This is a genomic window from Paenacidovorax caeni (assembly GCF_001298675.1).
GTDB lineage: Bacteria > Pseudomonadota > Gammaproteobacteria > Burkholderiales > Burkholderiaceae_C > Paenacidovorax > Paenacidovorax caeni.
The window spans coordinates 12235-23539 of the sequence record NZ_CYIG01000003.1 but is presented as its reverse complement, the minus strand read 5'-3'; the positions used below and the strand labels follow the sequence as shown (position 1 = coordinate 23539).

Genomic DNA, 11305 nt, shown 5'->3' with positions numbered 1-11305 from the left:
ACGGCAAAAACATGGTTCAGCACAGCGCCAGTGCCTCCAGGCAGCGGCGGCGGTGCTGGGCCCCTTCGCCGGGGGCGATGGTGGCGCCACCCGGCAGGCGCAGGCCCCAGCGCAGGCCCAGCCGGTCGGCCTGCAGCACCCAGGCTGTGACGCGGGCGATGCGGGCCTCGGGGTCTGCCAGGCCGGCGCGATCCACATCGAGCCACAGGTCGGCGGCCTGGCTTTGCTGTGCGTCGCGGCTCACCAGCGTGTGGCTGCCGGTGGCAAAGGCCTGCGCTGCCTTCTTCCAGACCACGAGCTTGAGCGGGTCGCCGCGCCGGTAGGCGCGCACGCCATCGAACTCCCCCGCGCCACCGGCACGCGCCGCGTGGCCCTGGCCAGCGCGCGGCTCACCCGGGGGCAGGGGGGGCGCTGGCACCTCTGGCGCGGGATAGACCAGCACCTGCGCGGCGGGGCGCCACCAGGTCCAGACGCGAAAGGTGCCGAGCGGAAACCGCGTCTCCGCCGTCAGCAGGGGCAGTGCATGCAACCCGCGGCGCGGTGGCTTGAAGGCAATGTGCACCTGGGCCGTGCCTTGGGCCGGCACGTCGGTCCAGGCCCAGTGGGGCGCTCCGCTCTCGTGCCATGTGGCCAGGGCAATGCCGTAGCGCGGGCTGCGCCGCGTGTTGTGCAACTCCACCGTCAGCGTGGCGGCCTGGCCCTGGAAGGCGGGCTCGGGCGGCAGCAGGCGCAGCTCGGTGCCGCGCAGCGTGCCGTGGCAGATGTGCATGCCCACGGCGGCGCTGCCCGCCAGCAGGAAGGTGAGCAGGTAGCCCAGGTTGAGCTGGAAGTTGATCGAGGCGATCAGCAGCACCAGCAGGGTGAGCGCCAGCATCCAGCCCGAGCCGGTGGGCAGGATGTAGACGTTGCGCTGGGTCAGCGCCAGGGTGTCGGTGGCGGGCAGGCGCGCCTGCCACCAGCGGCGCAGGCGCTGGCGCAGCGCAGCAAGCGGGTTCTTGGGCACTTCGCGGTTACCCCCGGCGCATGAAACCGGCGCGGCCCAAGCGCGGGCAGCCGCGCAAGGGCCGCCCCGCCGCGCTGGCTGCGTCCCCCTCCCGGAGCGCGCAGCGCGTAGAGAGAGGGGGAAGGCGCCGAAGGCGACTCAGGGGGGGCTTCATGGCAGCGGCGTGGCCTCGACCATGGCGCGCACCTGCTCCAGCGCGCCGCGCCCGGCGTCGCCCACGGGCACCAGGCGGTGGGCAATGGTCTGCGGCAGCACGGCCTGCACGTCGTCGGGGGCGACGTAGTCACGCCCTTCGATCAGCGCGCGCGCCTTGGCCGCGCGCACCAGCGCGATGCCCGCGCGCGGCGACAGCCCCTGCACGAACCAGCGCCCCGAGCGCGTGGCGGCGATCAGGTCCTGCACGTAGGCCAGCAGCGCGTCAGAGGCATGCACAGCCAGCACCGTGCGCTGCAGCGCCTCCAGTTCGTCCAGTGACAGCAGCGGCAGCAGGGTGTCGACCATGTCGCGCCGGTCCTCGCCCGCCAGCAGCAGGCGCTCGGCCGCGCGGTCCGGGTAGCCCAGCGAGATGCGCATGAGAAAGCGGTCGAGCTGGCTTTCCGGCAGCGCGAAGGTGCCAAGCTGTTCCAGGGGGTTTTGCGTGGCGATGACGAAGAACGGCCGTGGCAGGGCATGCGTCTGGCCTTCGATGGAGACCTGCTTCTCCTCCATGGCTTCGAGCAGCGCGCTTTGCGTGCGCGGGCTGGCGCGGTTGATTTCGTCGGCCAGCAGCACCTGGGCGAACACGGGCCCGGGGTGGAACACGAAACCCTCCTGGTTGCGCTCGTACACGGAAACGCCGGTCAGGTCGCTGGGCATCAGGTCGGCGGTGAACTGCACGCGCGAAAACTGCAGCCCGAAAGTGCGCGCCAGCGCATGTGCCAGCGTGGTCTTGCCGACGCCCGGAACGTCCTCGATGAGCAGGTGGCCCCCGGCCAGCAGGCAGGTAACACAGTCCTGGATTTGTAAGCTTTTCCCTACGATCACCGTGTTAAGCTGGTTCAGTAACAAAGTGATTTTCTGTTTTGCGTGCATCACGCGACGTTATCCGAAAAAGCAGCAGAAGGGAGACATGACTGTGAGCAAGACGGGCTTTTACACCCACGAAGATTGCCGGAAACACGAAATGGGGCCGGGCCATCCGGAATGCCCTGAGCGGTTGGACGCGATCCAGGATCGGTTGCTCGTGTCGGGCGTAGCCGACGCGCTGGAGCACCTGGAAGCCCCGCTGGCTTCGCTCAATGACATCGAACTGGCGCACGACCGCCTGCACGTTGCGGCCCTGCGCGGCCTGACGCTGCGGCTGGTGGAGGAGCAGGCGGCCGGCGGCCCGGAGCACACGTCGCTGGACTCCGACACGTCCATCAACGCCCACACCTGGACCGCTGCGCTGCGCGCGGCGGGCGCTGCCATGGCGGCTACCGACGCAGTGCTGGCGGGCGAACTGGAAAACGCCTTCTGCATGGTGCGCCCGCCCGGCCACCACGCCACACGCAGCAAGGCCATGGGTTTTTGCTTTTTCAACAACGTGGCCGTGGCCGCCAAATATGCGCTGCAGCGCCATAACCTGCAGCGCGTGGCGGTGATCGACTTCGACGTGCACCACGGCAATGGCACCGAAGACATCCTGGCGGGTGACGAGCGCGCGCTGATGTGCAGCTTCTTTCAGCACCCGTTCTACCCTTACAGCGGTGACCACGAGCCGGCGGCCAACATGTGCAACGTGCCGGTGCCGGCGTACACGCGGGGCATGGATATCCGCGAGATCGTCGAGATGATGTGGATTCCGCGGCTGGAGGAGTTCAAGCCCGAGCTGATCTTCATCAGCGCCGGGTTCGATGCGCACCGCGAGGATGACATGGGCCAGCTTGGCCTGACGGAGCAGGACTTTGCCTGGATCACCCAGCGCATCAAGGACGTGGCGCGCCGCTACTGCGGCGGGCGCATCGTTTCGTGCCTGGAGGGCGGCTACGTCATGAGCCCGCTGGCGCGCAGTGTGGAAGCGCACGTGCGCGTGCTGGCCGACCTCTGAGCAGCGCCCAGGGGAGGGCTGGTCAATAATCGCCGGAACCCGTTCCGGCGTCCCACTCCTTGCACGGGGGGCGCCATGTCCAAAGCGCCGCAGCGCCTGCGGTGCACACAGGAGCCCCCATCATGAACCCCACTTCCGAGCTTCTCCAGACTACGCGCGATGCGCGCGGCGTGGTCACCCTGACGCTGAACGATCCAGCGCGCTTCAACGCGTTGGGCGCAGACATGCTCGCCGCACTGCAACAGGCGCTGGACAACGTGGCGCGCGACGAGGGTGCGCGCGTGGTGGTGCTGGCCGCCAATGGCCGCGCGTTCTGCGCGGGCCACAACCTCAAGGAAATGGCGCAGCACCCGGAGCTGGCGTATTACCAGCAGTTGTTCGCCCAGTGTTCGCGCATGATGCTGTCGATCCATAAACTGCCCGTGCCGGTCATTGCGCGCGTGCATGGCATGGCCACGGCGGCAGGCTGCCAGCTCGTCGCCCAGTGCGACCTGGCCGTGGCCAGCGAGGATGCCAGCTTTGCCACCAGCGGCATCCATTACGGCCTGTTCTGTGCCACGCCCAGCGTGCCCCTGGTGCGCAACGTGCCCGCCAAGCGGGCCATGGAGATGCTGCTCACCGGCGACTTCATCGATGCGCGCACTGCGCTCGAACAGGGCCTGGTCAACCGTGTGGTACCAGCCGAGGCGCTGGACGCCGAGGTGGAGAAGCTTGTGCAGTCCATCCTCGGCAAGCCGCGCGTGGCCGTGGCCATGGGCAAGGCCGTGGTCTACCAGCACCGCGAGCTGGGCCTGGACGCCGCCTACCAACTGGCTGGCCAGACCATGGCCGCCAACATGATGGATGCCGACGCGCAGGAAGGCGCCCGCGCCTTCGCCGAGAAACGCCAGCCTGCGTGGAAGGCCTGAGATGGCCCAGGGCGGATCGGATAAACCAATGTTTGACGACGTGGGCCACTGGTTCGAGCGCTTCCTGCAGCCCGGCGCGCTGGTCGAGTTGGGCGTGCTGGCTGTCTGCGTGGCGCTGGCTTGGGTGCTGGTGCAGCGGTTGTCGCGCAGGAGCCGGGCGCATGACCGGCGCTCCATCCTCTGGGGGCGTAGCGTGGTCGACGGCGCGCTGTTCCCGCTCACGCTGCTGGCGCTGGCCTATGCGGGGCGTGCGCTGGTGGCGCTGTGGCTGCCGCTGGCCGTATTCAAGCTGGCCATTCCGGCGTTGGTGGCGCTGGCGGTGATCCGCACCGGCGCAAAGGTGCTGCAGGCGGCCTTTCCGGATTCAGTCTGGGTGCGGCCCATCGAGCGCACGCTCTCGTGGGCTGGCTGGCTCGGCATGGTGCTGTGGGTCACAGGGCTGTTGCCACTGTTGCTGCAGGATCTGGAGGACATCACCTGGAAAGTGGGCAGCAGCACCATGTCGGTACGCACCCTGCTGGAAGGGACGCTTACCGCGGGCCTGGTGATGATCGTGGCGCTGTGGATTTCCTCGGGCATCGACGGCTGGCTGCTGCGCTCGGCCACGGGCAGCAGCCTGTCGGTGCGCAAGGCGCTGAGCAACGCCATCCGTGCGCTGCTGCTGTTCCTTGGGCTCACCATTGCACTGTCGGCGGTGGGTATCGACCTCACGGCGCTGTCGGTGCTGGGTGGCGCGGTGGGCGTGGGCATCGGCTTTGGCCTGCAGAAACTGGCGGCCAACTATGTGAGCGGTTTCGTCATCCTGGCCGAGCGCAGCATCCGCATTGGCGACAACGTGCGCGTGGACAACTTCGAGGGGCGCATCACCGACATCACCGGGCGCTACACCGTGATCCGCTCGGGCGGGGGGCGCGAGTCCATCGTGCCCAACGAGATGCTGATGACCAGCCGCGTCGAGAACCTTTCGCTGGCCGACCTCAGGGTGTGGCACTCTACCGTGGTCAGCGTGGGCTACGACAGCGACGTCGATCTGGTCATGCGCCTGCTGGGCGAGGCGGCGCTCGCCAGCCCGCGCGTGCTGCGCGACCCCGCGCCCAGCGTGGCGCTGTCGGCCTTCGGCGCCGATGGCCTGGAGTTCACCGTGGGCTTCTGGATCAACGACCCGGAAAACGGCACGCTGGGCCTGCGCTCGCAGATCAACCTGGGCATCCTGCGCGCCTTGCGCGCGCATGGCGTGGATATTCCCTACCCGCAGCGGGTGCTGCATTGGCCCGGCGACAAAGCACCGCAATAGCGCAATTTGCTATTGATTGAATAGCTTGTGGCGCTTTTTGCGCAAGCCTTTAAGACACTTTTGTTGCGTGAAAGGTCGCGCACCACGCGCCACGTAGCACCAGGCGGCCACTGCCGGCGCACGGCAGCAGGTACAGTAGCCTGGCTGCGCGCGCCGCGCCCGGTGGCGCCGATGCGCCCGAAGCGACAGCCAGGCCTCTCTGCCAAAAGCAGTGCTGGCCTATAATCCTTCAAAAAGCACGATCGTTCTTTTTTGCTGATGTGTGGCCTGGTTGGCGTAACCCGCCGCCGCTCGCCACTGTGCGGCATACAATATTCCAGTTTACGTAAACGTCAATTCAATCAACTCCCAAGGAGCCGCTGCAATGAAGGTTTTGGTCCCTGTCAAGCGCGTGGTGGACTACAACGTGAAGGTCCGCGTGAAATCGGACAACACGGGCGTGGACATCGCCAACGTCAAGATGAGCATGAACCCCTTTGACGAAATCGCCGTCGAGGAGGCTGTGCGCCTGAAGGAAAAAGGCGTGGTGACCGAGATCGTTGCCGTCTCCTGCGGCGTGGCGCAGTGCCAGGAAACGCTGCGCACGGCCATGGCCATCGGCGCCGACCGCGGCATTCTGGTGGAAACCGACGCCGAGCTGCAGCCCCTGGCAGTGGCCAAGCTGCTCAAGGCGCTGGTGGACAAGGAGCAGCCCGCCCTGGTCATCCTGGGCAAGCAGGCCATCGACGACGATGCCAACCAGACCGGCCAGATGCTGGCCGCGCTGGCCGATCTGCCGCAAGCCACTTTTGCTTCCAAGGTCGAGCTGGCGGCTGACGCTGTCACCGTGACGCGTGAAGTCGACGGTGGCCTGGAGACGCTGCAACTGTCGCTGCCGGCCGTCATCACCACCGACCTGCGCCTGAACGAGCCGCGCTACGTCACGCTGCCCAACATCATGAAGGCCAAGAAGAAGCCGCTGGACACTGTCAAGCCCGCCGACCTGGGTGTGGACGTGGCCCCGCGCCTCAAGACCCTCAAGGTGGCCGAGCCCGCCAAGCGCGGCGCCGGTGTGAAGGTGCCCGACGTCGCCACCCTGGTGGACAAGCTCAAGAACGAAGCCAAGGTCATCTGAAGGCCGAAGGAGAAAAGAACATGACCGCACTCGTCATTGCAGAACACGACAACGCCTCCATCAAGGCCGCCACCCTCAATGCCGTGACCGCAGCCAAGGCCTGCGGCGGCGACGTGCACGTGCTCGTCGCCGGTGAAGGCGCAGGCGCCGCCGCTGCCGCTGCCGCACAGATCGCTGGCGTGGCCAAGGTGCTGCACGCCGACGGCGCCGCGCTGAAGGACGGCCTGGCCGAGAACCTCGCGGCCCAGGTGCTCGCCGTGGCCGGCGGCTACAGCCACCTTCTGTTCCCCGCCACCGCTGGCGGCAAGAACGTGGCACCGCGCGTGGCTGCCAAGCTGGACGTGGCCCAGATCAGCGACATCACCAAGGTGGAGAGCGCCGACACTTTCGAGCGTCCCATCTACGCGGGCAACGCGATTGCCACCGTGCAGTCGGCCGACGCCGTGAAGGTCATCACGGTGCGCACCACGGGCTTTGACGCCGCACCCGCCACCGGCGGCAGCGCTGCCGTGGAAACCGTGGCTGCCGTGGCCGACAGCGGCAAGAGCCGCTTCTCGGGCCGTGAAGTGACCAAGAGCGACCGTCCGGAACTCACCGCCGCCAAGATCATCGTCTCCGGTGGCCGTGCGCTGGGCAGCGCCGAGAAGTTCAACGAAGTCATGACCCCCCTGGCCGACAAGCTGGGTGCCGCCATCGGCGCCTCGCGCGCTGCCGTGGATGCCGGCTACGCGCCGAACGACCTGCAAGTGGGCCAGACCGGCAAGATCGTGGCGCCGCAGCTGTACATCGCTGCAGGTATCTCGGGCGCCATCCAGCACTTGGCCGGTATGAAGGACTCCAAGGTGATCGTGGCGATCAACAAGGATCCCGAGGCGCCGATCTTCTCTGTGGCCGACTACGGCCTGGAGGCTGACCTGTTCACGGCCGTGCCGGAACTCGTCAAGGCCCTGTAAACCGCTGCGCCGAAGAAAAGGCATCGCTTGCGATGCCTTTTTTTTCATCTCCCCCCTTTCCCCTGATTCCTGTTCCTGCGTTGGAGAACCCATGAGTTACACCGCCCCCGTCAAAGACATGCTCTTCGCCATCGAGCACCTGGCCCGTATTGACCAAGTGGCCCAGATCCCCGGCTTCGAAGATGCCGGCCTGGAGACCGCCGCCGCTGTGCTGGAGGAGTGCGCCAAGTTCAACGAAGGCGTGGTGGCTCCGCTCAACGTCGAGGGCGACAAGAACCCTTCCGCCTGGAAGGACGGCCAGGTCACCACCACCCCCGGCTTCAAGGAAGCCTACCGCCAGTTCGCCGAGGGCGGCTGGCAAGGCCTGCAGCACCCGACCGACTTCGGCGGCCAGGGCCTGCCCAAGACCATCGGCGCCGCCTGCGGCGAGATGATCAACAGCGCCAACCTGAGCTTCGCGCTGTGCCCGCTGCTCACCGACGGCGCTATCGAGGCGCTGCTCACGGCGGGCAGCGATGCGCTCAAGGCCACCTACCTGGAGAAGCTGATCTCCGGCGAGTGGACCGGCACCATGAACCTGACCGAGCCCCAGGCCGGCTCCGACCTGTCGCTGGTGCGCACCAAGGCCGAGCCGCAGCCCGATGGCACGTACAAGATTTTTGGCACCAAGATCTTCATCACCTACGGTGAGCACGACATGGCGGACAACATCGTCCACCTGGTGCTGGCGCGCGTGGTCGGTGCGCCCGAGGGCGTCAAGGGCATCAGCCTGTTTGTGGTGCCCAAGTTCATGGTGGGCGCCGACGGCAGCCTGGGCGCGCGCAACGACGTGCACTGCGTCTCCATCGAGCACAAGCTCGGCATCAAGGCCTCGCCCACGGCAGTGCTGCAGTTCGGCGACCACGGCGGTGCCATCGGCTACCTGGTGGGCGAGGAAAACCGCGGCCTCGAATACATGTTCATCATGATGAACGCCGCGCGCTACGGCGTGGGCGTGCAGGGCATTGCCGTGGCCGAGCGCGCCTACCAGCAGGCCGTGCAGTACGCACGCGACCGCGTGCAAAGCCGTCCGGTCGATGGCTCGGTGGCCGGTGCCGCCGCCATCATCCACCACCCCGATGTGCGCCGCATGCTGATGACCATGCGCGCCTACACCGAGGGCTGCCGTGCCATGGCCAGCGTGGCCGCCGCTGCCTACGACGCCGCCCACCACCACCCCGATGCCCAGGTGCGCAGCGACAACGCGGCGTTCTACGAATTCATGGTGCCGCTGGTCAAGGGCTACAGCACCGAGATGAGCCAGGAAGTCACCAGCCTGGGCGTGCAGGTGCACGGCGGCATGGGCTTCATTGAGGAAACCGGCGCGGCCCAGCACTACCGCGACTCGAAGATCCTGACCATCTACGAAGGCACCACCGCCATCCAGGCCAACGACCTGGTGGGCCGCAAGACCAGCCGCGACGGCGGCCAGATGGCCAAGGCCATCGCCGCGCAGATCGAGAAGACCGAGGGTGAACTCACCGCCAGCGGCACCGCTGCGGCCCTGGCCGTGGCCCAGCGCCTGGCCGCTGCGCGCGCAGCTTTCCTGGAGGTGGTGGACTTCGTCGCTGGCAATACCAAGGCCCAGCCCAATGCCGTGTTTGCCGGCAGCGTGCCCTACCTCATGCTGACGGGCAACCTGGTGGCCGGCTGGCAGATGGGCCGCGCGCTGCTGGTGGCCCAGGCCAAGGCCGCGGCGGGCGAAGACCTGGCCTTCATGCAGGCCAAGGTAGCCACGGCGCGCTTCTACGCCGAGCACATCCTGGTGAAGGCCTCGGGCCTGCGCGACGCCATCGTGCATGGCGGTGAGAGCGCTTGCGCGCTCCCGCTGGAGGCGTTCTGAGCCGCGGTCGCCAAGGTGCTATGTAAATAAGAGCTGCTAGCGCTTTCCTGGAAAGCGCTGCAGCCCTTTTTGACGATTATTTCAGGAGACAAAAATGGCCCTGCCGCCCGTTCTGCAAAAGCCCACGCTGCCCGTCATTGGTTCGCCGCTGTTCATCATCAGCAACCCCCAGCTTGTCATTGCCCAGTGCCAGGCGGGCATCATCGGCGCCATGCCGGCGCTGAACGCACGCCCGGCGGAGCAGCTCGACGACTGGCTGGCCGAGATCACCGAAACCCTAGCCGCCTGGGACAAGGCGCACCCCGAGTCGCCTGCCGCGCCGTTCGCCATCAACCAGATCGTGCACAAGAGCAACGACCGCCTGGAGCACGACATGCAGGTGTGCGCCAAGTACAAGGTGCCCATCGTCATCACCAGCCTGGGCGCGCGCGAGGACGTGAATCAGGCCGTGCACGGCTGGGGCGGCGTGGTGCTGCACGACGTCATCAACAACAAGTTCGCGCACAAGGCCGTGGAAAAGGGCGCCGATGGCCTGATCGCCGTGGCGGCCGGTGCGGGCGGCCACGCGGGCGTGAAGAGCCCGTTCGCGCTCATCCAGGAAATCCGCCAGTGGTTCGACGGCCCGCTGGCCCTGTCCGGCGCCATCGCCTCGGGCAATGCCATTCTGGCGGCGCAGGCCATGGGGGCGGACTTTGCCTACATCGGCTCGGCTTTCATCGCCACGCACGAGGCGCGCGCCAGCGATGCCTACAAGCAGGCCATCGTCGATGGCAGCTCCGACGACGTGGTCTACAGCAACCTGTTTACCGGCGTGCATGGCAACTACCTGGCCCCGTCGATCCGCGCCGCCGGGCTGGACCCGGAGAACCTGCCCGAGTCCGATCCGAGCAAGATGAACTTTGGCGGCGGCGCCGCAGCCAAGGCCTGGAAAGACATTTGGGGTTGCGGCCAGGGCATTGGTGCCGTGGACGCGGTCACGAGCACGGCCGAGCTGGTGGCGCGCCTGCGCCGCGAGTACCAGGCCGCGCGCGAGCGCCTGGCGCTGCGCTGATTACTTGATTTTTTATAGCGGGGGCGCAGGCGGGGCTTGCGCCCCCTGTTTTTGGGGTGAAGGGATGGGGTCTGGCCACGGGCTTCAGCCATAGGGCCTGCGCACTGCCTTGCGCTTTTTTGGTACGAGTGCAGCGAACCGCTTTTGCTCTTAAAAAAAGAGCTTGCAGCGCTTACTCCACAAGCCCTGGAGCCGTATTTTCCTCTGAGCGCCGGAAGAACCCGTCCAGCAGCGGCAGCAGTGCCGGAAACTCCTGCGCGAAGCGCGGGCGGTTGACGAAGTAGGCTTCGCACGCCACGGCAAAGAACTCGGCCGGCGCGGTGGCGCCGTAGGCGTCGAGCCAGGGCCGCTCGCCGCCGAAGCGCTGGGCAATGATCACGCGCTCGCGAAAGTGTGCGTAAGCGGGCGCCCAGGCATCGTGCCAGGCCGCGCGGGCGGCGCGCGCGCTGGTGCTGCCCATGAAGCCGGCGGGCAGCGGCGGGTAGCCGTCGGCCGGGCCGTTGCGCATGTCCATCTTGTGCACGAATTCGTGCACCACCACGTTGGCGCCGCGCTGGCTGTGGTGGGCTGCGTCTTGCACGGCCTGCCAGCTCAGCATGACCGGGCCGCGTTCCATGGCCTCGCCCAGCAGCACCTCGTGGTAGTGGTGCACCACGCCGGCTTCGTCCGTGGTGGTGCGGCGCGCCAGCGCGTCGCCAGGGTGCACCACGATGCCCACGAAATCGTCGTACCAGGCCAGCGCGGCGCGCGGTGCACCCAGGTGCAGCAGCGGCAGGCAGGCCTGGGCGGCAATGGCAACGGCCATGGCGTCGGTCACTTCGAGGCCGTGTGCGCCGGTGAACTCCTTGCGCTGCAGGAACAGCGCTGCCAGCGCGCGCAGCTTGGCCTGCTCGGGCAGCGTCAGCGCTGCCAAAAAGGGGTACTGGCCCAGGGTGTGCAGCCACAGCGCGGCGGAGATGTCGGGCACGGGCGCCACGCGGGCGCGCAGCCGGTTCCAGGCGCGCTGGAGCAGGGGGAAGGCAGGCATCGCTC

General features: G+C 67.5%; 10 protein-coding genes. 7 read left to right on the top strand and 3 right to left on the bottom strand.

What is annotated here, in order from left to right:
* Positions 1-16: 16 nt before the first annotated feature.
* Positions 17-1003 carry a DUF58 domain-containing protein gene (locus tag BN2503_RS01765; RefSeq protein ID WP_054254929.1) on the bottom strand — a complete coding sequence of 329 codons (987 nt, stop codon included), beginning with the start codon at positions 1001-1003 and terminating at the stop codon, positions 17-19.
* 150 nt (positions 1004-1153) lie between these two features.
* Positions 1154-2074, bottom strand: a complete 921-nt coding sequence (locus BN2503_RS01760; protein WP_054254928.1) for an AAA family ATPase — start codon at positions 2072-2074, stop codon at positions 1154-1156.
* 37 nt (positions 2075-2111) lie between these two features.
* Between BN2503_RS01760 and BN2503_RS01755 the strand changes: the two genes are divergently transcribed.
* From BN2503_RS01755 to BN2503_RS01725, 7 genes are all read left to right on the top strand, one after another.
* Entirely contained in the window at positions 2112-3071 is a 960-nt protein-coding gene (locus BN2503_RS01755) for a histone deacetylase family protein (protein WP_054254927.1), read from the top strand.
* Positions 3072-3193: 122 nt separating this feature from the next.
* Complete coding sequence (locus BN2503_RS01750) at positions 3194-3979, top strand: enoyl-CoA hydratase (protein ID WP_054254926.1); 786 nt, start codon at positions 3194-3196, stop codon at positions 3977-3979.
* Between the two features lie 28 nt (positions 3980-4007).
* Positions 4008-5273 (top strand): mechanosensitive ion channel family protein, encoded by a 1266-nt coding sequence (locus tag BN2503_RS01745; protein WP_082366465.1) that lies wholly within the window; start codon positions 4008-4010, stop codon positions 5271-5273.
* A 364-nt stretch (positions 5274-5637) separates the two neighbouring features.
* The gene (locus BN2503_RS01740) at positions 5638-6387 is read left to right on the top strand and encodes an electron transfer flavoprotein subunit beta/FixA family protein (protein WP_054254924.1); all 750 of its coding nucleotides are present in this window, start codon (positions 5638-5640) and stop codon (positions 6385-6387) included.
* Between the two features lie 20 nt (positions 6388-6407).
* The gene (locus tag BN2503_RS01735) at positions 6408-7340 is read left to right on the top strand and encodes an electron transfer flavoprotein subunit alpha/FixB family protein (RefSeq protein WP_054254923.1); all 933 of its coding nucleotides are present in this window, start codon (positions 6408-6410) and stop codon (positions 7338-7340) included.
* 91 nt (positions 7341-7431) lie between these two features.
* Positions 7432-9222 (top strand): acyl-CoA dehydrogenase, encoded by a 1791-nt coding sequence (locus BN2503_RS01730; protein ID WP_054254922.1) that lies wholly within the window; start codon positions 7432-7434, stop codon positions 9220-9222.
* Between the two features lie 94 nt (positions 9223-9316).
* Complete coding sequence (locus tag BN2503_RS01725; RefSeq protein WP_054254921.1) at positions 9317-10273, top strand: NAD(P)H-dependent flavin oxidoreductase; 957 nt, start codon at positions 9317-9319, stop codon at positions 10271-10273.
* Between the two features lie 172 nt (positions 10274-10445).
* Here the strand turns inward: BN2503_RS01725 and BN2503_RS01720 are convergent, their stop codons facing one another.
* Complete coding sequence (locus BN2503_RS01720; protein WP_054254920.1) at positions 10446-11300, bottom strand: M90 family metallopeptidase; 855 nt, start codon at positions 11298-11300, stop codon at positions 10446-10448.
* Positions 11301-11305: the final 5 nt, after the last annotated feature.